Source organism: Streptomyces sp. NPDC059002 (genome assembly GCF_042740435.1).
Lineage (GTDB): Bacteria > Actinomycetota > Actinomycetes > Streptomycetales > Streptomycetaceae > Streptomyces.
On sequence record NZ_JBHYJI010000002.1, the window covers coordinates 1 to 19,032 of the forward strand.

Consider the following 19,032-nt stretch of genomic DNA (forward strand, 5'->3'; position numbering starts at 1 on the left):
GGAAGCGGCCGGGCGCTCATGTCACGGGGCGAGGCAGGCCGCGCCCGGCAGCTCGCTCGGCACGCCGGGGCTCGCGGGGTCGACGAGCGCGGTGATGTCTCCGGCGGCCTCCGTCACACAGGTGACGGTCCCGACGGGGTCGGGAACGGCGGCGGCGGGCGCGGCGAAGGCTCCGAGCAACGAGGCGGCCATGAGGGCGAGTGCGGCGGAACGGCGCATGTGAACTCTCCTTTTCGTACGTGGAGTTGTCGACTCGGTGGCTGGTTCGAACCGTTCCGTGGCTGCCCGGGACAGTTGACCGACATGCCCCCTCTCACCCATACGTGACTGAGGTAACGATCCGTCATCGCCCCTGGTGGGAAGGCTGATCGCGACCCGAATACGAGACGGCGCGCGGCGCGGGCAGGGCCTCAGTCCCGGTACGCCGCGGCCGCGATCCGTACGAACGAGCGGATCAGTGGATTCGTGTCGCCCTCCTGCCACGCCGCGACCACGCGGCTCGGCGGCATGTCGGCCAGTGGGACCACGGTGAGCCCCTCGCCCGGATCGTGGTCGAGGAGAGTCATGCCGATGGTGCCGTTCCAGAGGACGGCTTGTCGGCATTCCTGGACGGCGCGGACCACGGGGCCCTCGCGGGGCTCTCCGCCGTTCCAGTACGTCTGCCAGGCGGGGTCGGTGCCCCGCGGGAACAGGAACCAGCGGCGGTCGGCGAGGTCGGCCAGTTTCAGGGCGGGGCGGCGGGCCAGCGGGTCGTCGGCGCGCAGGAGGGCGCCGACCGGGTCGCTGCGCAGCTCCCGTACGGTCAGGCCGGTCTCGTCGAACGGCCCGCGGGTCAGGGCGACATCGACCAGACCGGCGCGCAGCCCGCACGTGGGGTCGGCCAGGTCGGTCTCGCGGACGCGGACCTCGACGTGCGGATGCCTGCGGCGGAACGCGGCGGCGAGGCGTGGCGCGGCCGGGTCGGTGCTGTCGCCCAGCATGCCGACGGTGACGGCCGCGGTACCGGCCGCCGCGGCCACGCGCACGCGCGCCAGATCGGCCCGGTCGAGCAGGGCGCGTGCCTCGTCCAGGAGCACCGCCCCGACCGGGGTGAGCGCGACACCGGTGGCGGACCGGTCGAACAGCGCGGCGCCGACCTCGGTCTCAAGGCGTTTGATCGCCCGGCTCAGCGGCGGCTGGGTCATGTGCAGCCGGGTGGCGGCCCTGCCGAAGTGGAGTTCCTCGGCGACCGCCACGAAGTAGCCCAGCGTACGCAGCTCCATGCAGCGACGATACCCGTACGGTATCGGCCCGTCGGAAGGGGTCTTGGACGGCCGCGGGGCCCCGGCGGTGGAATCGAGGCATGACCGACGAACCCATCAACGGCAGAGCCACCAACGGCCGGTCCATGGCCGACGAATCCATCGACGAGCAGCCCGCCGCCCACGGACCGGAGAACGGCGAGCCGGTCGCCGACCCCGCCGTCTCGGTGGTCCGGCCCGGCGACGGCGAGACGATCATGCTCGGCACCACACGGCTGCGCGTCCTGGAGGACGGCAGCAACACCGGGCACCGCCTGGGCCTCGCCGAATCCGTGCTCGCGCCGCACACACCCGGGCCGCCGCAGCACCGGCACGCCCAGCACGACGAGGGCTTCTACGTCATCTCCGGCACCGTGCGCTTCACGATCGGGGACCAGGATCACGACGCGACCGCGGGCACGTTCCTGATGGTCCCGACAGGTGCCCCGCACACCTTCGCCAACCCGACCGACCAACCGGCCGTCATGCTCAGCACGTTCACGCCGGACCTGTATGTGCAGTACTTCCGGGATCTGCGGGACATGATCGCGAGCGGCCGGGCGATGACTCCGCAGGCGACCCTGCGGACGATGAGCCGCTACGCCACCGAGCCCGCCACCGACTTCGTCTGACGGCCGCTCACGGGACTCGACGGCCGTGTGCGCGCCGGGGCCGGTGTCACTGGAGTTCGCACATGTAGTGCCCGTGGCAGTTGAGGTCGGCGCCCGTCAGGATCGCGTCCGTCAGCTCGGCGCCGGTCAGGTCCGCGCGGTCCAGGTCCGCGCCGGTGAGATTCGCCCCGGTGAGATCGGCGTCGGCGAGCACGGCGGTGGTCGCGTCCGCCCGGGTCAGATTGGCTCCGGCGAGCCTGGTGCGGGACAGCAGTGCGCCGGTGAGGTCCGCCTCGGTCAGCCGGGCGCCCCTCAGGTCGGCCCTGGTGAGGTCGGCGTTCGTCAGGTCGGCTCCGGCCAGGGCGACATCGGGCAGCGACGCGTCCGAGAGGTCCGCCCCCGCCAGGTCCGCGGCGAGCAGGCCCGACCCTCTCAAGTCCGCGCCACGGAGGTCGGCGCCGCGCAGGTCGGCGCCCGCGAGGTCCAGGTCCGTCAGGTTCGCGCCGCGGAAGTCGGGGCGGACGACGGGGTGCCGGCTGCGCCAGGCGTTCCAGGCGAGCGCGCCCTGCCGGATCACGCCGATCTGCTCGTCCGCGCTGGGTCCTGGCCCGGCATCGGGCGCCGCGGCCGCGGGCTCGGAGGGGTCATGGTGCTCGGACACGTCGGCGGACGCCGCGTGCACGGCCGGGGCCAGTGTGAAGGCGGCCGCGGCGGTGGCGGTGGCGGTGATCGCGGCGTGGAGCAGGGTACGGCGGCGGTCGCGCATAGCGGCCTTTCGAAAGGGACCAGGGGGAGCCTGGAGTGAACCAGGCGCGGTCACGTCAACGCCGTGCGACCCGCTGTGCAACCCCCGGGAAACACAGCGTCCGCCCACTGGTCGGCGGCTGATCGGGGCCGCCCTTCCGCCACATGGCGGGCCGCCGTGCTCCACCTGAACTCGTCTCACCCCAGCGCCCGTTGCTCCGGCCGCCCGGGTCACGCGATGCGCTGACACCCCGGCGGAGGCGCGGCGGCGGTACGCCATGGTCTGCCCAGGTAAGAACGCGTTCGTCCGGCATGAAAGTCTGGGGCGCATGGACAGTTCACCGCCGCCCTCGCAGGGGTCCCCGCAGCTCACCGCGTTGCGCCGTACCCCCATATCGATGTGGAACGACGACGTGTCGGACTGGGCGGCGGCACTGACGTACTACGCGATACTCGCACTGCTCCCGGCCCTGCTCGTCACGGTCAGCCTGATCAGTCTGGTCAGCCCGGGTACGACGCAGGCGCTGATCGCCGAGGTGACGGACTGGGCGCCCGCGGAGTCGGGGCGGTCCTTGCACGCGGCGCTCAGCGAGATGGCGGACGCCCGCTCCGCCGCCCTCACGGTGGTGATCGCCGGCGGGGTCAGTGCCGTGTGGTCCGCGTCCAGCTACTCGGCCGTCTTCCGGCGGGCCCTGCACGCGATCCACGGGGTGGAGGACGCGCGGCCCGTCTGGCGCAAGGCGCACCGCGTACTGATGACCGCGCTGATGCTCCTCGCGCTCCTTGTCTCCAGCGCACTGCTCCTCGTGGTCAGCGGCTCGATCGCGGAGAGCGTGGGGCGCAGCTTCGGCTTCGGCGACGCGGGGCAGACCGCCTGGAGCGTGCTGCGCTGGCCCGCCCTCGTCTGTCTGGTCGCGCTGCTCGTCTTCGTGCTCTTCCGCAACGCGCCGCCCGCCGCCCGGGGCTGGCGGCAGATCCTGCCGGGCGGCGTGGTGGCCGCGCTGCTCTGGCTGTTCTCCTCGGGCCTTTTCACGGTGTACGCCTCGGGGTTCGGGACGTACGGCAAGCTCTACGGTTCGCTCGCGGGCGTGGTCGTCTTCCTCGTATGGCTGTGGGTGTCGAATCTGTCGCTGCTCGCCGGGGCGCAGTTCACGGTGGAGCTGTCCCGCGCGCGGGCCGCGAGGACGGTCGCGCCGGAGACGGCTCCGCCCGTGTGCCCTCGCGTGTGACGGGTGGTCGGTGCGGAGGCAATGGCAGGTTCAGCGAGGTGGGGGCGGGATGAGTGAGCACGGGCGACGGCGGCGGCACCGCACGGTGGACCGGGTCGCATGGATCCTGGAGGCCGCCGCGCGGGCGCCCGGCGGGGTGACCGTGGCCGAGGTGGCGCGGACGGTCGGGGCGCCGGCGAGTTCGGTGCAGGATCTGGTCAACGGCCTTGCCGCGACCGGCTTCCTGCTGGAACAGCACGGGCGCTTCAGGCTCGGGCCCGCCCCGCACGTCCTCAACCTCATCGCGGGCCGCGTCGTGCCGCGGATCGGTCAGGCCGAACTCGACGGACTGAGCCGCGTGGCGGGGACCCCGGTGCTGCTCACGGTGCGGGTCGGGCTCGACGCCGTGTACCTCGCGCGCGGCGGCGAGGACGAGATTCCCCGCCTGGTTCCGGTCGCCGACCGGCACATGGCCAGGCCACTCCTGCGTACCGCCGCGGGCCGTCTGCTCCTTGCCTTCACCGACGAGGCGGAGCGCCGCGGGCTGCTCGACGAGCTGGCCCGCCACGACCCCGAGGCGGTCGCCGAGTTCCGCCGCGCTCTTCCGGCGATCCGTGCGTCGCGGATCAGCCGCAGCGAGGGTCTCGCCGATCCCGAGGTCAGCGCGCTCGCGATCCCCGTCACCGACGGCCCCGTCGTCACCGGCGCCCTCGCCCTCATGCACCGGCGTCGCGGCCGCTCGGAACGGCTGAGCCTGGACCGGGCGGCCGCCCGGCTCCTCGCGCACATCCAGGAGGAGCGGACCTGACGGCGTGCGCATCGATTCACGGATATCCGTGAATGGGGGGGGACATGCGTAAAGGTACCGAGAATCCCGGCATTACAACCACCACGCGGACAACGCCGGGGCGGTCGACGCCGGCGTCGACCACAACGCCCCCCACCGGTGAGATCGTCTCCCACCTCCTCCACACCCTCGGCGACCCCGATCCGGCCCGGGGAACCGACGACATCACCGTCGTCGGGGCCGATCCCCTGGTGCCCTCGGTGCACCGCCTCGCCGATGCCATGTCGGCCGCGATCGGGGTCTTCGGACGACAGACCGCGGCGCTCGGCGAACAGCGCGGTCACCCGCACCAGACGGTGGAGGTGCGGGCCGGGGCCGCGATCGACCAGCTCATGGCGACGTACCACACGACGCTCTCGGGGCGCCGCCTCGGTGATCTGCTCGACGACCCGACGCTGCTCGGCAACAACGACTTCTACCGGGCGCGCGACGGCCGGTGGATCTTCGTCATCACCACCTATCCGCATCTGCGGGACGCCGTCTGCTCCGTGCTGAGGTGCGGGCTCGACAAGGTGGGCATCGCGAAGGCCGTGGCCGACTGGGACGCCTTCACGCTGGAGGAGGCCATCTGCGCGCGGGGCGGCGTCGCCTGCGTGGTGCGCGGCCGGGACGAGTGGCTCGCGCACCCCGCGGGGCGGTTCGTCGCGCGGCGCCCCGTCGTCGAGATCGAACGCGTCGGTGACGGGCCTGTCCAGCCCCTGGAGCCGATCGGTGCGGCCGACGAGGCGCTCACGGGCGTACGGGTGCTCGACCTCACCCATGTCATCGCGGGTCCCGTCGCAGCCCGGCTCCTCGCCCAGTTCGGCGCCGACGTGCTGCACCTGTCGCGTCCCGACCGCCCCGACCCGATCCCGATGATCGCGATGACCGGCGGCGGCAAGCGCAACGCCTACTGCGACCTGCGCGACGACCACGACCGTGCGGCCTTCCACGACGCGCTCCAGGAAGCGGACGTCTTCGTGCACGCCTACCGGGGACTTGCCCGGCACGGGGCCTCGACCGAGGAACTCGTGCGGCGCCGCCCCGGACTCATCACCCTCGAATACCACGCCTGGGGCGCCGAAGGCCCCTGGGGCGAACGCGGCGGGTTCGACCAACTCGCCTGCTCCGCAACGGGATTCGCCGTCGAGGAGTGGACCGACCGGCCATCCCTTCCGCCGACATACCTGCTCAACGACTACCTCGCCGCCTACCTCGGATCCGCCGCCGTGGCGACGGTCCTGCGACGGCGTGCGACGGAGGGCGGCTCCTGGCGGATCCGGGTGACCTTGGCCGGGGTGTGCCACTGGGTGCGGGAACTTGGGCTGCTCGAGCGGGAGGACGTACGCGACCTGCCCCGGCCCGGGGGTGTGGCGTTCGCCGAACTGGTCACCACCGCAACGGATTTCGGGCCGGTTACTGAACCGGCCACGCCGTTCTCTTACAGCGGGCGGGGGGTTCCCCAGCCGGGGCGGCGGGCGCCGCTCGGGTCCGCCCCGCTCCAGTGGAGTTAGGCGCTCCGCGGCCCGCGCCGTACGTCATCCGCGGGTCCGTCGTGGCCGGTCGCGCAGTTCCCCGCGCCCCTTCGGGGCGCGATCCCTCACCGGACCATCCCATCCACCTGCCCATGCCTCAGGAGGCACCAGAAGATGTCTCAGAAGTCGAACAACCCGTCCGGACGCGGGCTCCTCGCCGGAGTCCGCGTCATCGAACTGGCCAGCGTCATCATGGCCCCGTACGCCGCCCAGCAGCTCGGTGACCTGGGCGCGGACGTGGTCAAGGTCGAGCCGCCCGCGGGTGACATGACGCGGCATTACCCGCCGCGGCGCAACCCCGGCATGGGCGGCCCCGCGCTCAATCTGAACCGCAACAAACGCAGCGCCGCCATCGACCTCAAGGGCCCGCACGGCCGTGACGCCCTGCTCGCCCTGCTGCGCACCGCCGACGTCTTCATCACCAACCTGCGCCCGCAGGCCCTGGAGAGGCTCCGCCTCGGATACGACGAGGTCGCGGCCGTCAACCCCGGCCTGATCTACGCCAATGCGCAGGGCTTCCGCAGCGAGAGCAGCTACGGCACCCACGCCGCGTACGACGACATCATCCAGGCGGCCAGCGGTCTGGTCTGGCTCAACCACCAGGTCTCCGGCCGACCGCACTACGTACCCACCGTGCTCGCCGACAAGATCTGCGGCATGCAGATCGCCCAGTCGGTCCTTGCCGCGCTGCACTACCGGGAGCACGGCGGCACCGGGCAGCACGTCGAGGTCCCGATGGCCGACACCATGCTCGCCTTCAACCTGGTCGAGCACTTGGGCGAGGCCGCTCTTGAGGCCGACGGGGAGTTCGGTTCGGCCCGTTCGCTCAGCCCGGAGCGCCGCGCCCTGCGTACCGCCGACGGCTGGATGTGCATCCTGCCGCAGAGCGACCGCAACTGGCGGGACTTCACCGCCTTCGTGGGCCGCCCCGAACTCGCCGCGGAGCCGCGGTTCGCCACAGGGCCCGACCGGGCCCGCAACGCCGACGCGTTCTATCCGCTGCTCGCGGGGCTTACGCCGCGTCATACCAACGCCGAGTGGCAGGAGTTCTGCGACCGGGTGGGCATCGCCGCCGCCCCCGTGCTCGACCTCGCCTCCGCCGCCACCACCCCGTACGCCCGAGAGGGCGGCCTGCTGTACGAGGCCGAGCACCCCACCGAGGGCCGCTACCGGGTCATCGGCCGCCCGGTGCGCTACTCGGCGGACCCGGAGCCCGAGCTGCGGCCCTGCCCGGGCATCGGGCAGCACACCGACGAGGTGCTGCGCGAGGCGGGGTTCGACCCTTCTCTGCTGCGGCCCGCGGGCTGACCGCCTTCCCGCACCCCCACACGTATCGAGCAACCCCCGGGAGCGAATGAACCATGTCCCCTTCGACACCTTCACCGATCGCGTTCCCCGATGTCGCCCTGCCCGCATCGGCCCGCCGACTCCGCGCCGAGGTCCGCGCCTTCGTCGACGAGGAGCGCGCCCGCGGCACCGTGCTCGGCCGCCCCGACTCCTGGCTGGCCGGGTGGGATCCCGGCTTCAGCCGCCGCCTCGCCGGGCGCGGCTGGGTCGGCATGGCCCTGCCCACCGAGTACGGGGGCGCGGGCCGCGGCTTCCTGGAGCGCTATGTGGTGATCGAGGAACTGCTCGCCGCCGGTGCCCCGGTCAGCGCCCACTGGGTGTCCGACCGGCAGGCCGGGCCCTCCATCCTCCAGCACGGCACCGAGGAGCAGCGCCGCTTCTTCCTGCCGGAGATCGCCGCCGGGCGTTGCTTCTTCTCTATCGGCATGAGCGAGAAGAGCAGCGGCTCCGATCTCGCCTCGGTCGCCACGCGTGCCGAACGCACCGCCGGTGGCTGGCGGTTGACCGGCACCAAGATGTGGACCGGCGGCGCCCATGCCAATGACTACGCCATCGTGCTCGCCCGCACCGACGACGCCGAGGACCGGCACGCGGGCCTCAGTCAGTTCATCGTCGACCTGCGCGCCCCTGGCGTACGGGTCGAGCCGATCCATCTGATAAGCGGCGAGCACCGTTTCAACGCCCTGCACCTCGAAGGCGTCGACGTCCCCGACGGCATGCTGCTCGGGCGGCAGGGCGACGGCTGGCAGCAGGTCACCGGCGAACTCGCCTTCGAGCGCAGCGGCCCGGAACGCTATCTGTCCACGTTCCCTCTGCTGGTCTCCCTGCTCCGCGAGCTGGCGGAGCACAGCTCGGTCACGGCCGAACAGCTCACCCAGGTCGGCCTTCTGACGGCCCGTCTGCACAGCATCCGCCGCCTCTCCCTCGGTGTGGCCGCGGCCCTGGACTCCGGGGCCTCGCCCGACACCCAGGCCGCCCTGGTCAAGGATCTCGGCACCCGGCTGGAGGGTGCGCTGGTCGACACCGTCCGCGGCATCCTGCCGACCGCGGCCGATCCGCACGCCACGCCCGGCAGCCACCCCGAACTGCTCGCCTTCGCCCTGCTGCACGGCCCCGGCTACACGCTGCGCGGCGGCACCAACGAAATCCTTCGCGGCATCATCACGCGCGGTCTGGAGCAGCACTGATGAACACGCACACGATCGACACCGGCGCCCCCGTCATCTCCGCGGACGCCTACGACACCACCGCCTTCTACGCCGATGCGGACGCCATCGCCGTCGTCGCCAACACCACCGCGCCCGACGCGGTGGCCCTCCCGTCCCCGGACGCCCCCACCGCCGAACTGCTCGCCGCCGCCCAGGAAGCAGGGCGCCGCGCCGTCCCCGCCTCCCTCGCCGAGACCGCCCTGGTCGCCCGCCCGCTGTTGCGCCGCGTCGGCCTCCCCGTCCCGGACGGCGCGCTCAGCTACGCCGTCGCACCCGAGCTGACGATCCGTCACGCACACCCGGCCGCCTCCGCGGTGGGCTCGGCCGGCTGCCTGGGCGACGACGACACCCTGCTGGTCACCGGCACCCTGCGCCGTGTCCCCTGGGGCCGTGCAGCGACCGCGGTGGTCGTCCTGGCCACCGCCCCCTTCGGGCCCGTCCTGTTCACCCTCACGCCGGACCGGGCCGTCCTCTCCCCCGGCGGCAACCTCGCCGATGAACCCCGCGACGACCTGCACCTCAACTCCCTTGAGATTCCCGCCTCGCAGGTCCGCCGGATCTCCCCCGAACTGCTCGACGAGGCCCGGCTCCGCGCGGCCCTCGCCCGCTCCGCGCTGATCGCCGGTGCCGCGGAACGCTGCGTCGGCCTGACGGTCGCCCATACCTCCGCCCGTACGCAGTTCGGCCGTCCGCTCAGCCGTTTCCAGGCCGTCAAGCAGGAGGAGGCGCGGCTGGTCGAGGAGGCCGCCCTGGTCCGCGCCGCCGTGCAGGCCGCCGCCACCCCGCTGGACAGCGGCGGCCCGGCCGCGCACTTCGCCGTGGCCGCCGCCAAGACCCAGGCATCCGCGTCGGCCGCCGAGATCGCCCGCATCGCCCATCAACTCCACGGCGCCATCGGCATCACCCGGCTCAGCCCGCTCCACCTCGCCACCACGCGCCTGTGGTCCTGGCGCGACGAGGACGGCGACGAGACCTACTGGGCACGCCGCCTGGCCAGGCCCCTCAGCGCCGGCACCCTCTGGCCCGCCCTCACCGCCACACCCTGATCCATCGCGTCGCCGACCGGCCCATCGCCCCCGTGCGGTGGGCCGGACACCGGCCATGGTCAAGGAGCAGGGAACAGATGAAATGCGCGCCCACGCCCCAACTCCACCGTGCCGCGCCAGGCGCGCACCGTCCCCGGCACCACACGCAGGTACAGGAAGGGACCTTCCTCCTTCCGCGGGTCCCAGCCGAACTTGGCGGCGAACGCGTCGGCGGCGGACACCGGTACGTCGTCGGCGGAGAAGCCCCGGGCCTCTCCCTGGATGAGCACCACGTCGTCGGTGTCCGGCAGCGACAGGCGGACGCGGGGCTCCGTACGGACGTTGCGTGCGGTCGCGGTGGTCGCGCCGGTGCACATCCACAGCGCCTGTTCATGCCACACGAACCACAACGCCACCAGATGCGGGCCGTGTTCGGGGTGGGCCGTCGCCAGCCAGATGTCCCGCTCCGCGTCGAGCCGAGCCAGCGTGTCGCGCCTGCGGTCGGCCACCTTGCGACCGGCGTTCTCCTCGTTCTGCATGGTCGTCGAGCCTAGTCGGCGTGCGTATCACGGACATGGGGCCCTGGTCCGTCGTACGTATGGGACTGCGGTCCTACGTCCCATGCCCCCACGCCCGCCGACAAAGCGGAGTCGACCGATAAGGTGATCGCCGGCTCGACCGACGGGATAGGGGACGACATGAGCAGGTCCGATCGCACAGAGCGGGCCGAGGCCGCCGCGCCCGGCATCGGACGGCGCCGGTTCCTCGGCTTCGTGCTGGCCGCGCCGACCCTGGTGACCGCCGCCCAGATCACTCCGGCGTCGGCGTCGCCCGCCGCGCTCCCTTCGGCGGACATCACCGATCTGGTCGACCTCAACGACGTGATGACCCTGGCCGCCAAGCCGACGGCGAACCTGATCAAGGTCGAGGTCAACAAGGACGGCACCGTGTCGTTCGCGCTGCCCCGGGCCGAGGTCGGGCAGGGCATCACCACGTCGACGGCCATGCTGATCGCCGAGGAACTGGACGTGCCGCTCGACCGGGTGCGGGTCACCCTGGCCGACGCGCGGCCCGAGTTGGTGTTCAACCAGCTCACCGGCGCGTCGAACACGACCATCTCGACCTACACGCCCGTCCGGGTCGCCGCGGCGGTCGCCCGTGGGCGGCTCTTGGAGGCCGCGGCGGCCGAACTCGGCTCGGCGGTCGCCGATCTCAGCCTGAAGGCCGGTGTCGTCAGCGACTTGACGGGCGGTCACATCGACATCGGGGCCCTCGCCGAGAAGGCCGCGAGTGAGAAGCCGCGGCAGGTGTCCGTGGAACTCAAGGAGCGCGAGCGGTTCACCGTCATCGGCACGCCGCAGAACCGCATCGACGCCCGCGCCGCCGTCACCGGACGCAAGCAGTTCGCCATGGACCTCGATGTCCCGGACGCCGCACCGACCATGGTGTGCCGTCCGCCGACCATCAACGGCAAGGTCGGCTCCGTCGCCAACCTCGACGAGGTGCGCGCCATGCACGGCGTCACCGACGTCGTGGAGATCTCCACCGGCGTCGCGGTGCGCGCGCGGACCTTCGGCCGGTGCATCGACGCCGTACGCGCCCTGAAGGTGACGTGGCGGCCCGGCAGCGCGGAGGGCAAGTCCGACGAGTCCGTGCTCCAGGAACTGCGGGCCGCCGAACCGCCCATGGGACTCCCCGCGGTGACCCCGTCGGTGGAGGCCAAGTTCACCTTCCGCTTCCGCAGCAACAGCGCGCTGGAGCCCAACTGCGCGATAGCGGACGTGCGTTCCGACCGCGCGGAGATCTGGTGCGGCCTCAAGGCGCCGATCGTCGCACGGCAGGCCATCGCAGCGCGGCTCGGGCTTGCGCAGCACGCGGTCACCGTGCATGTCGTCGAGGGCGGCGGCTCCTTCGGGCGCAAGCTGTTCTTCGACGCCGCGCTGGAGGCCGCCGAGATCTCCCAGAAGGTCGGCAAGCCCGTCAAGCTCATGTGGCACCGGGCCGACGACTCCCGGCAGGGACGCGCCCACCCCATGGCCACATCGCGGGTGCGCGCCGACTACCTCGGCGGCTCCGTGCTCGCCTACAAGCAGCGGCACACGAGCGTCTCCACCGACTTCAGCCACGGGCTCGGCGAGGTGTTCACCGCCCTCGCGGCGAAGCTGCCGGTGGGCGACATGGGCTTCTCGCAGACCTTCTTCCATCTCACCCAGTCGATGCCGTACGACTTCGGCCTGCACAGCCGGCTGCTCAACGAGACCGACAAGGGCTTCAACACCGGCAGCATGCGCAACGTCTACTCCCCCGACGTCACGTGCGCCCGCGAGCTGATCGTCGACCGGCTCGCCGAGAAGATGCACAAGGACCCCTACCGGTTCCGCCGCGACTTCCTGCGCGACGAACGGGCGCGGGCTGTCCTCGACAAGGTCGCCGAGGTCGGCAAGTGGGGCAGGGAGATGCCCGCGGGCACCGCGCAGGGCATCGCCTTCCACTCCGAGTACCGCGCCACCAGCGCCGTGCTCATGGAGATCGACTGCCGCCCCGAGACCGTCAACCGCCCCATCCGCGACGGCGTGGCCGGGCCGCGCGTCACCAAGGCCGTGTTCGCCGTGGACGTGGGTCTCGCCGTCAACCCGCGGGGCCTGGAGGCCCAGATGATGGGCTGCGTCATGGACGGCATCGCGCAGACCCTGACCTCGAGCCTGCACCTGAAGGACGGCCACTTCCTCGAGGCCAGCTGGGACAACTACTTCTACACCCGGCAGTGGAACTCACCGCCCGAGCTGGAGATCATCGTCATGCCGACGACCACCGGAAAGCCCGGCGGCGCCGGTGAACTCGGGGTCGCCGCCTCCATGGCCGCGGTCGCCTGCGCCTACGGCCGGGCCACCGGCACCATGCCGACCGACTTCCCCATCAACCACGGCACGCTCTCCTTCGAGCCCAAGCCGACCGTCCCGCCCATCCCCCCGTCGCCCACCGACGGCCTGGACCACGTCCGCTGACCTCCTGGAGAACCCGTGCCCAAGCACACCTTCCGACTCAACGGCGAACAGGTCACCGTCGACGCGGCGGACGACGAGCGCCTGTTGTGGGTCCTGCGGGACATCCTCGGCGTGACCGGACCCAAGTACGGCTGCGGCATCAACGTCTGCAAGGCCTGCACCAGCCATGTCAACGGCAGGGCCGCCAATCCCTGCGCGATCCCCGTGGGGGACCTGAAGCCTACCGACGAGGTCACCACCATCGAGGGGCTGCCCGCCACCGTCGGCGCGGACCTGCACCCCATGCAGGAGGCCTGGCTCGAACAGGACGTCGCGCAGTGCGGCTACTGCCAGCCCGGGCAGATCATGGCCGCCGTCGCCCTGGTCCGCCGGGTCGCGGAGGAAGGCCGCAAGGTCACCGACGAGGACCTCGACGGCATCCGCAACATCTGCCGCTGCGGCACGTACTTCCGCATACGGGAGGCGATCAGGGTGGGCGCCGAGAAGATGTGACGGGCCCGCTGTGCCTCTCGCAGCACCGACCAGGCGTCCGCTACCAGGCCCACGTGCCCGGGCTTGTCCGGGTTGATCACCGAGCGGATCGTCTGGATCCGTCCGTCGAGGACGATGCCGATCCTCGCGAACGGCGCGGCGGTCGCCGCGAGCATCCGGGCCACGTCCGCCGCGCCGAAGATGCCCTTGGCCCACTGCGGGGCCTTGCCGCCGCCGTCGCCGAGCAGCGACGCGTCGGCGGCGAGCAGGTCCCGCAGCCCGTCGACGTCGCCTTCCCTCAAGACGTTGAAGAACCGCCCGGCGAGTTCCTCGCGCTCGCGCCGGTCGGCCTCGAAGCGGGGCAGTCGATGTGCTTCAGATCGGGCTTGCCCGCGTGGGCCGGGGAGATCGCGGTCATCTGGTGCACGATCGCGTCGGGGCGGGCCGCTGCGACCGTCTCGCCGACCGACAGCGCGTCCAGGCCGTCCATCACGACGGCTTCCGCGCCGAGCCGCTCCAGCGGCCCGGGCTTGGCGGCGCTCGTCGTGGTGGCCGTCACCCAGTGCCCCCTGGCCACGAGCTGCGGCACGAGCCGCCGTCCCAACACCCCGGTCCCGCCCGCCACGAACACGCGCATCACCGTCACTCTCCTCTTCGCGAACTGCCTCTTCGGGCCGGAGACGAGACAGCCCGCGCGTCTGTGGCATGGCGGGGCCGGGGGTGCTTCGTGGCTACTTGCCGCAGAACTCGGCTTCCATGATCTTGGGCATGGACGCCGCGTCCCAGTCGCCGTTGAAGTTGTAGGCGAGCTGATGGCGGCCGTCCGCGGTGGTCACGGCCAGGGAGAGCCAGCCGACCATGCCGCCGCCGTGGCCCCAGAGGGTGGTGCCGCAGCTCGTGTCGAAGCGGGTGAGGCCGAGGCCGTAGGACGTGGTGGAGGTCCCGGGGGCCGCGATGGTCTTCATCGCCTTCAGTTGCTCGGGCGGCAGGAGCTTGCCGCGCAGCAGGGCCCTGTAGAAGCGGTTCAGATCGCCCGCGGTGGAGATGATGTCGCCGTCGGCCCAGCCCTGCGACCCGTTCATCTCGGTGATGTCGTCGATCCGGTCGGGGCTCGCCTCGAACAGCTTGGCGTAGCCGCGGCTGCTGGGCCGTGGCAGGTGGACGCTGTTGCCGGGGTTGGTGGTGTTCTTCAGGCCCAGCGGCTTGATGATGCGGTCCCTGACCTCCTTCTCGTACGTCCGGCCGCCGACCTTCTCGACGATGAGACCGGCCAGGATGTAATTGGTGTTGGAGTACGAGAACTTGCTGCCGGGCTCGAACAGGGGCTTGTGGGAGAGCGCCACCTTCACGTGCTTCTCGGGCGGCAGCGTGTCGTAGCGGTGCTTGAGGTAGCCCTCGCCCAGGTATGTCCTGGCGTACTCCTCGTCGGACAGGTAGTCGAACAGACCGCTGGTGTGGCTGAGCAGCTGCCGGACGGTGATCCTGCCGCCGTCGTTGCCGTTGCCCTTCACCAGGCCGGGCAGATGGGTCTCCACGGTGTCGTCGAGGTCGAGTCTGCCCTCCGCCTCCATCTGGAGCAGGACGGTCGCCACGAACGTCTTGGTGATGCTGCCGACGCGGAACTTGTCGTCCTTGCCGCGCGGCGCACCGCTGTTCAGGTCGCCGACGCCCGACGAGGCCTTCCAGACCCCCGCGGAGTCGCGCGCCTGGGCCGTGATGCCGGGGATGCCCGCCCGCACGGCCGCATCCATCGCGCGCTGCGTGGCCCGGTGGCCCGTCGCCGCGGACGAGGTGTCCGACGCCGCCCCTGCGGGTGCGGCGAGGGCGGTGGCCGCCAGTACCGCCGCCGCGATCCCGGCCATGCCGACCTGTGTGCTCTTCCGTAACGCCATTCCGTGCCCCTCACGGTCGTCCATGTCGGCCCCTGCCCGTGCGGCGCGGTGTCAACTGCGGGTGCGGTGGGCCGCGTTCCGGAAGGGCCGCTTGTGGACCGAGACCGCAAACGGGGCGTCATGGTTGAGAGGGGCGTACCGGATGGCTGTCCAAGGCGGTGGAGGAGCTGCTACCGGTCGGCCTGCGGCATCCGCACCACCGCGACGCCTCCTTCGAGGTCCACGGATGTCCGGTGCGGCGGCGCCCCGTCCTCCTCGTCGTCGCGCAGGACCAGCGCCGACTGGCGTTCCTTGAGCTCGTTCTGTTTGCCGGGCGAGAAGCTCGCGTGGAGCTGCTCGAACCCGGTCGCCGATATCTGGCCCTGCCGCGCGCTGTTGCGCCACGGCAGCAGCCCGGCACGCCCGGCACGGAGCAGCAGCTGGTCCACGAAGGCGATGACGGTCAGCAGGATGACCAGTCCGGGCAGGGTCATGAACACGGTGAACTCCATGACTCCAGTATCCGCGCCCCCTGTCGTATGTCCGCGTTCCCGTCGTACGCCGTGGGCCGCGCGCCCGGTCAGCGCACCAGGCAGGGGCGGTGGGCGTCGAAGGTCCAGTCGGGGATCAGGTAGCGCATGCCGATGGCGTCGTCCCTCGCGCCCAGGGCCTTGGTCCGGTAGAGGTCGTGGGCCGCGAGGAGGCGGTCCATGTCCAGGGTGATGCCGAGGCCGGGGGCGTCGGGGACGGGTATCTCGCCGTCGACGATGCGGGGCGGGGCGGTCGTCAGGCGTTCCAGGCCCTCCTGCCAGATCCAGTGGGTGTCGAGGGCGTTGTAGTCGCCGGGGGCCGCGGCGCCGCAGTGGGTGATCATGGCCAGTGAGATGTCGAAGTGGTTGTTGGAGTGGCAGCCCCAGGTCAGGCCCATCGCGTTGCACAGCTGGGCCACGCGCACCGAGCCCTGCATGGTCCAGAAGTGCGGGTCGGCGAGCGGGATGGAGACCGACTGCAGGGCCAGGGCGTGCGTGAGCTGGCGCCAGTCGGTGGCGATCATGTTGGTCGCGGTGGGGAGGCCGGTGGCGCGGCGGAATTCGGCCAGGATCTCGCGCCCCGAGTAGCCGTCCTGCGCCCCGCAGGGGTCCTCGGCGTAGGCGAGCGTGCCGGCGAGGGGACCGCACAGCTCGACGGCCTCGCGCAGCGACCAGGCGCCGTTCGGGTCGAGGGTGATCCGTGCCTCGGGGAACCGGTCCTTCAGCGCCTGTACGGCCTTGACCTCCTCGGCGCCCGCGAGGACGCCGCCCTTGAGCTTGAAGTCGCGGAAGCCGTACAGGTCGTGGGCGGCCTCGGCCCGGCGCACGATCGCTTCGGGCGTGAGGGCCTCCTCGTGCCGCAGGCGGTACCAGTCGACGTCCGCCTCGGGTTCACGGACGTACTCCAGGTCGGTGCGGCCGGGGTCGCCGACGTAGAAGAGATAGCCCAACACCCGTACGGAATCGCGTTGTTGACCGTCCCCGAGGAGTGCGGCGACCGGCACGTCGAGGTGCTGGCCGAGCAGGTCGAGCAGCGCCGACTCGACGGCCGTGACCGCGTGCACCGTGGTGCGCAGGTCGAAGGTCTGGGCGCCGCGGCCACCGGAGTCGCGGTCGGCAAACCGGTCGCCGATCGCGCGCAGGACGCGCTTGTGGTCGCCCAACCGCGCGCCGACGACGAGGGGTTCGGCGTCGCGGAGCGTCTGCGTGATCTTCTCGCCGCCGGGCACCTCCCCCAGTCCCGTACGGCCTTCGGAGTCTTCGAGTACGACGACGTTGCGGGTGAAGTACGGGCCGTGCGCGCCGGAGAGGTTCAACTCCATGCAGTCGCGGCCGGCCACGGGATAGACCGCGAAGCGGGTGACGATCGGCTGGCTCATTCTGGTCGAAGTCCCTGTATGCGAATGCTGTCTATGTATGCAGATGGAGGCTAAGTCGGCGGACCTGGCGGGTCAATGGCCCGATCACTCTCCCGGGGAATGGATCACCGTCGCCGTCGCCCTGGACACTGCTGTGGTGCCGCTCATCGGAAGTCTGCTGGTCCTGCTCGGCGCCGTGGCCCTGACGGGTGTGCTGCTCGCCGTCGTCCGCGTCGTCCCCGTCGAGAAGCGCAAGGCCCACAACGACGTACTGGGTTTCGTCTACGCGGAGATCGGGGTGATCTATGCCGTCGTGCTCGCCATGGTCGTCGTCGGCGTGTGGGACACCCGCGCGCAGGCCCATGAGAACACATACACGGAGACCAACGCCCTGCTCCAGCTGACCTGGTACGCCCGCAGCCTCCCGCAGCCCGACAGGGACCGGCTCGGCGGGCTCGTCGAGCAGTACACCGAGACCGTCATCCGCCACGAGTGGCCGCTCCTCGCGCGGCAGCACGACGACCCCGCCGCCTGGCGGGAGTTCACCGCCATCCGGGAACTCGTCAACACCCAGGAGCCGACGGGCGACGCCGACGCGGCCCGCTACCAGGGCGCGCTCGACGCCGTCGCGTCGCTCGGCGACGCCCGCAGGGAACGCGTGAACGAGGCGGCGACCGCGGGAGTGCCCACCCTGCTGTGGGTGGCACTCCTCGTGGGCGCCCTGGTCACCATCGGCTTCGCACAGCTCTTCGGCATGGACAGCGTGCGCGCGCACGCCGGGGTCGTCTTCTCCCTCTCGGCCACCGTGGGCGTGATGCTGCTGATCGTCTATGAGTTCAACTACCCCTTCAGCGGCCCCCTGAAGGTCAGCCCCACGGCCTTCGAACTCGCCCTGGACCGGATCAGATCACTGAACTAGCCGTACGGTCGCACGGGCCTCACCGCGACCGTTCAGAGCCCCGCCTCCCAGGCGAACGGGGGCAGGGTCGCCGCCTGGCAGTAGATCGCCACCGCCCAGGGCGACAGGCAGCACAGCGGGTGCAGCCTGGCCTGCGGAAGGCTCGCGAGCCGTCGCGCGCTGTGCCTGACGCATCCGGTGATCTCCTCTCCGTCACGGGTGACGATCGTCGCCGCCATCAACGGCCCCTCGCAGGGCGTCCGATCCTCCTCATGAGCCGCACCGCACCGCTGCACCGATCCCGCGTCGGCCTCTGCCATGTGTCCTCCCCCGGGTCGCATCAACGGGGAGAGAGTTCCCGAACCGCCCTGTTCCATGGCCGAGTTGACCATCCCATCGGGAAACATTTGAAGTCGCACCCGAACCTCAACGACGTCTCAAGACAGGCTCGCGAAGAGGCCGTCGAGCGGGGCCGGGACCTGGTCGGGGCCGAGGGCCTCGACCAGGAGGTGGCCGTAGCGAATCTTGCGGCCCTTCTTCGTGCCGAGGAAGCGCCGCAGCGACTGTTCCCTGGGCCTGCCGTGGTGGGCGGGCTGACGCAGCAGGGTCCGCCAGGCGCGGAGGTCGCCCTCGGTCTCGACGATCTCCTCGACCCGTGCCGCGCCGAGGGCGCGGATGAGTTCGTCCTCCAGGTCGGCGGCGCAGACGAAGACGTCCTCGCGCGAGGCCCCCGCCCGCTCCAGGCCCCGGTCGTAGAAGCCCTGTTCGCGTACGTCGCACAGCCCCGCGAGGCGCAGGCCGAGGCCGGTCGGTCCGAGGAGACCGGCGTAGCGGCCGACGCTCATCGCCCCGCCCATCGGCACCACGCAGACGCCTTCGGCGGCCAGGTCCCTGCCGCGCCGGGCGGCGAGCGCGTCGACGGCCGCCAGATCACTCGGCCCCTCCAGGAGCACGGCCGTCCGCACCCCCACCTGCGCGGCCAGCTCACCCGCCGTCTCGCCGGGGCCACCGGCCGCCCACCGTATGACCTCGTCCCGGAACGCTCGCATGTCCGCCATGGGGCGAGTCTGAACGGCCGCCGACGGTACGGCACTCAATTTTCGACACTCGTGTCC

Annotated in this window: 20 protein-coding genes and 1 pseudogene; 10 read left to right on the forward strand and 11 right to left on the reverse strand. The window is 71.8% G+C overall.

Annotated features, from left to right (window positions below):
* Positions 1 to 21 precede the first annotated feature (21 nt).
* Positions 22 to 219: a hypothetical protein gene (locus tag ACFWZ2_RS01985; RefSeq protein ID WP_384540380.1), complete on the reverse strand. Its 198-nt coding sequence runs from the start codon at positions 217 to 219 to the stop codon at positions 22 to 24.
* Between the two features lie 191 nt (positions 220 to 410).
* Positions 411 to 1,262: a LysR family transcriptional regulator gene (locus ACFWZ2_RS01990; protein ID WP_384540383.1), complete on the reverse strand. Its 852-nt coding sequence runs from the start codon at positions 1,260 to 1,262 to the stop codon at positions 411 to 413.
* A 125-nt stretch (positions 1,263 to 1,387) separates the two neighbouring features.
* On the opposite strand from ACFWZ2_RS01990, the gene ACFWZ2_RS01995 reads away from it, so the two are divergent.
* Positions 1,388 to 1,912 (forward strand): cupin domain-containing protein, encoded by a 525-nt coding sequence (locus ACFWZ2_RS01995; RefSeq protein WP_384541242.1) that lies wholly within the window; start codon positions 1,388 to 1,390, stop codon positions 1,910 to 1,912.
* 46 nt (positions 1,913 to 1,958) lie between these two features.
* Here the strand turns inward: ACFWZ2_RS01995 and ACFWZ2_RS02000 are convergent, their stop codons facing one another.
* Complete coding sequence (locus ACFWZ2_RS02000; protein ID WP_384540385.1) at positions 1,959 to 2,657, reverse strand: pentapeptide repeat-containing protein; 699 nt, start codon at positions 2,655 to 2,657, stop codon at positions 1,959 to 1,961.
* Positions 2,658 to 2,964: 307 nt separating this feature from the next.
* On the opposite strand from ACFWZ2_RS02000, the gene ACFWZ2_RS02005 reads away from it, so the two are divergent.
* The 6 genes from ACFWZ2_RS02005 (at position 2,965) to ACFWZ2_RS02030 (ending at position 9,805) form a co-directional block, all read left to right on the forward strand.
* A complete protein-coding gene (locus tag ACFWZ2_RS02005; RefSeq protein ID WP_384540388.1) occupies positions 2,965 to 3,864 on the forward strand; it encodes a YihY/virulence factor BrkB family protein in 900 nt (299 codons plus the stop codon).
* A gap of 49 nt (positions 3,865 to 3,913) precedes the next feature.
* On the forward strand, positions 3,914 to 4,651 hold the full coding sequence (locus ACFWZ2_RS02010; RefSeq protein WP_384540390.1) for a helix-turn-helix domain-containing protein: 738 nt from the start codon (positions 3,914 to 3,916) through the stop codon (positions 4,649 to 4,651).
* Between the two features lie 44 nt (positions 4,652 to 4,695).
* Positions 4,696 to 6,183 carry a CoA transferase gene (locus ACFWZ2_RS02015; RefSeq protein ID WP_384540393.1) on the forward strand — a complete coding sequence of 496 codons (1,488 nt, stop codon included), beginning with the start codon at positions 4,696 to 4,698 and terminating at the stop codon, positions 6,181 to 6,183.
* Between the two features lie 135 nt (positions 6,184 to 6,318).
* The gene (locus ACFWZ2_RS02020) at positions 6,319 to 7,512 is read left to right on the forward strand and encodes a CaiB/BaiF CoA transferase family protein (RefSeq protein ID WP_384540396.1); all 1,194 of its coding nucleotides are present in this window, start codon (positions 6,319 to 6,321) and stop codon (positions 7,510 to 7,512) included.
* Positions 7,513 to 7,565: 53 nt separating this feature from the next.
* Entirely contained in the window at positions 7,566 to 8,738 is a 1,173-nt protein-coding gene (locus tag ACFWZ2_RS02025; RefSeq protein WP_384540398.1) for an acyl-CoA dehydrogenase family protein, read from the forward strand.
* Positions 8,738 to 9,805 carry an acyl-CoA dehydrogenase family protein gene (locus ACFWZ2_RS02030; protein WP_384540401.1) on the forward strand — a complete coding sequence of 356 codons (1,068 nt, stop codon included), beginning with the start codon at positions 8,738 to 8,740 and terminating at the stop codon, positions 9,803 to 9,805. Before ACFWZ2_RS02025 ends, ACFWZ2_RS02030 begins: the two co-directional genes overlap by 1 nt.
* 59 nt (positions 9,806 to 9,864) lie before the next feature.
* Here ACFWZ2_RS02030 and ACFWZ2_RS02035 read toward each other — a convergent pair whose 3' ends face one another.
* Positions 9,865 to 10,323: a pyridoxamine 5'-phosphate oxidase family protein gene (locus tag ACFWZ2_RS02035; RefSeq protein ID WP_384540404.1), complete on the reverse strand. Its 459-nt coding sequence runs from the start codon at positions 10,321 to 10,323 to the stop codon at positions 9,865 to 9,867.
* Between the two features lie 159 nt (positions 10,324 to 10,482).
* Between ACFWZ2_RS02035 and ACFWZ2_RS02040 the strand changes: the two genes are divergently transcribed.
* Both ACFWZ2_RS02040 and ACFWZ2_RS02045 read left to right on the forward strand, forming a co-directional pair.
* Positions 10,483 to 12,789 carry a molybdopterin cofactor-binding domain-containing protein gene (locus tag ACFWZ2_RS02040; RefSeq protein WP_384540406.1) on the forward strand — a complete coding sequence of 769 codons (2,307 nt, stop codon included), beginning with the start codon at positions 10,483 to 10,485 and terminating at the stop codon, positions 12,787 to 12,789.
* Between the two features lie 15 nt (positions 12,790 to 12,804).
* Positions 12,805 to 13,281 carry a (2Fe-2S)-binding protein gene (locus ACFWZ2_RS02045; RefSeq protein WP_384540409.1) on the forward strand — a complete coding sequence of 159 codons (477 nt, stop codon included), beginning with the start codon at positions 12,805 to 12,807 and terminating at the stop codon, positions 13,279 to 13,281.
* Here the strand turns inward: ACFWZ2_RS02045 and ACFWZ2_RS02050 are convergent.
* From ACFWZ2_RS02050 to ACFWZ2_RS02070, 5 genes and pseudogenes are all read right to left on the reverse strand, one after another.
* Positions 13,281 to 13,655: pseudogene (locus ACFWZ2_RS02050) on the reverse strand (RNA polymerase subunit sigma-24); the annotation flags it as partial. The gene ACFWZ2_RS02045 and the pseudogene ACFWZ2_RS02050 overlap by 1 nt on opposite strands.
* Positions 13,559 to 13,897, reverse strand: a complete 339-nt coding sequence (locus ACFWZ2_RS02055) for an NAD-dependent epimerase/dehydratase family protein (protein ID WP_384540411.1) — start codon at positions 13,895 to 13,897, stop codon at positions 13,559 to 13,561. The gene ACFWZ2_RS02055 and the pseudogene ACFWZ2_RS02050, both read right to left, overlap by 97 nt.
* Positions 13,898 to 13,991: 94 nt before the next feature.
* The gene (locus tag ACFWZ2_RS02060) at positions 13,992 to 15,152 is read right to left on the reverse strand and encodes a serine hydrolase domain-containing protein (RefSeq protein WP_384540414.1); all 1,161 of its coding nucleotides are present in this window, start codon (positions 15,150 to 15,152) and stop codon (positions 13,992 to 13,994) included.
* Between the two features lie 170 nt (positions 15,153 to 15,322).
* The gene (locus ACFWZ2_RS02065) at positions 15,323 to 15,643 is read right to left on the reverse strand and encodes a DUF6191 domain-containing protein (protein WP_384540416.1); all 321 of its coding nucleotides are present in this window, start codon (positions 15,641 to 15,643) and stop codon (positions 15,323 to 15,325) included.
* A 68-nt stretch (positions 15,644 to 15,711) separates the two neighbouring features.
* Entirely contained in the window at positions 15,712 to 17,040 is a 1,329-nt protein-coding gene (locus ACFWZ2_RS02070) for an enolase C-terminal domain-like protein (protein ID WP_384540419.1), read from the reverse strand.
* A 37-nt stretch (positions 17,041 to 17,077) separates the two neighbouring features.
* On the opposite strand from ACFWZ2_RS02070, the gene ACFWZ2_RS02075 reads away from it, so the two are divergent.
* Positions 17,078 to 17,938 (forward strand): DUF4239 domain-containing protein, encoded by an 861-nt coding sequence (locus tag ACFWZ2_RS02075; protein ID WP_384540422.1) that lies wholly within the window; start codon positions 17,078 to 17,080, stop codon positions 17,936 to 17,938.
* Between the two features lie 32 nt (positions 17,939 to 17,970).
* Here ACFWZ2_RS02075 and ACFWZ2_RS02080 read toward each other — a convergent pair whose 3' ends face one another.
* Positions 17,971 to 18,237 (reverse strand): hypothetical protein, encoded by a 267-nt coding sequence (locus ACFWZ2_RS02080; RefSeq protein WP_384540424.1) that lies wholly within the window; start codon positions 18,235 to 18,237, stop codon positions 17,971 to 17,973.
* 117 nt (positions 18,238 to 18,354) lie between these two features.
* Positions 18,355 to 18,975, reverse strand: a complete 621-nt coding sequence (locus ACFWZ2_RS02085; RefSeq protein WP_384540427.1) for a TOPRIM nucleotidyl transferase/hydrolase domain-containing protein — start codon at positions 18,973 to 18,975, stop codon at positions 18,355 to 18,357.
* Positions 18,976 to 19,032 lie beyond the last annotated feature (57 nt).

Excerpts from the sequence above, each read along its gene's own strand:
- ACFWZ2_RS01985 (WP_384540380.1), bottom strand. The coding sequence starts at position 219 with ATGCGCCGTTCCGCCGCACTCGCCCTCATGGCCGCCTCGTTGCTCGGA.
- ACFWZ2_RS01990 (WP_384540383.1), bottom strand. The coding sequence starts at position 1,262 with ATGGAGCTGCGTACGCTGGGCTACTTCGTGGCGGTCGCCGAGGAACTC.
- ACFWZ2_RS01995 (WP_384541242.1), top strand. The coding sequence starts at position 1,388 with ATGGCCGACGAATCCATCGACGAGCAGCCCGCCGCCCACGGACCGGAG.
- ACFWZ2_RS02000 (WP_384540385.1), bottom strand. The coding sequence starts at position 2,657 with ATGCGCGACCGCCGCCGTACCCTGCTCCACGCCGCGATCACCGCCACC.
- ACFWZ2_RS02005 (WP_384540388.1), top strand. The coding sequence starts at position 2,965 with ATGGACAGTTCACCGCCGCCCTCGCAGGGGTCCCCGCAGCTCACCGCG.
- ACFWZ2_RS02010 (WP_384540390.1), top strand. The coding sequence starts at position 3,914 with ATGAGTGAGCACGGGCGACGGCGGCGGCACCGCACGGTGGACCGGGTC.
- ACFWZ2_RS02015 (WP_384540393.1), top strand. The coding sequence starts at position 4,696 with ATGCGTAAAGGTACCGAGAATCCCGGCATTACAACCACCACGCGGACA.
- ACFWZ2_RS02020 (WP_384540396.1), top strand. The coding sequence starts at position 6,319 with ATGTCTCAGAAGTCGAACAACCCGTCCGGACGCGGGCTCCTCGCCGGA.
- ACFWZ2_RS02025 (WP_384540398.1), top strand. The coding sequence starts at position 7,566 with ATGTCCCCTTCGACACCTTCACCGATCGCGTTCCCCGATGTCGCCCTG.
- ACFWZ2_RS02030 (WP_384540401.1), top strand. The coding sequence starts at position 8,738 with ATGAACACGCACACGATCGACACCGGCGCCCCCGTCATCTCCGCGGAC.
- ACFWZ2_RS02035 (WP_384540404.1), bottom strand. The coding sequence starts at position 10,323 with ATGCAGAACGAGGAGAACGCCGGTCGCAAGGTGGCCGACCGCAGGCGC.
- ACFWZ2_RS02040 (WP_384540406.1), top strand. The coding sequence starts at position 10,483 with ATGAGCAGGTCCGATCGCACAGAGCGGGCCGAGGCCGCCGCGCCCGGC.
- ACFWZ2_RS02055 (WP_384540411.1), bottom strand. The coding sequence starts at position 13,897 with ATGCGCGTGTTCGTGGCGGGCGGGACCGGGGTGTTGGGACGGCGGCTC.
- ACFWZ2_RS02060 (WP_384540414.1), bottom strand. The coding sequence starts at position 15,152 with ATGGCGTTACGGAAGAGCACACAGGTCGGCATGGCCGGGATCGCGGCG.
- ACFWZ2_RS02065 (WP_384540416.1), bottom strand. The coding sequence starts at position 15,643 with ATGGAGTTCACCGTGTTCATGACCCTGCCCGGACTGGTCATCCTGCTG.
- ACFWZ2_RS02070 (WP_384540419.1), bottom strand. The coding sequence starts at position 17,040 with ATGAGCCAGCCGATCGTCACCCGCTTCGCGGTCTATCCCGTGGCCGGC.
- ACFWZ2_RS02075 (WP_384540422.1), top strand. The coding sequence starts at position 17,078 with ATGCAGATGGAGGCTAAGTCGGCGGACCTGGCGGGTCAATGGCCCGAT.
- ACFWZ2_RS02080 (WP_384540424.1), bottom strand. The coding sequence starts at position 18,237 with ATGGCAGAGGCCGACGCGGGATCGGTGCAGCGGTGCGGTGCGGCTCAT.
- ACFWZ2_RS02085 (WP_384540427.1), bottom strand. The coding sequence starts at position 18,975 with ATGGCGGACATGCGAGCGTTCCGGGACGAGGTCATACGGTGGGCGGCC.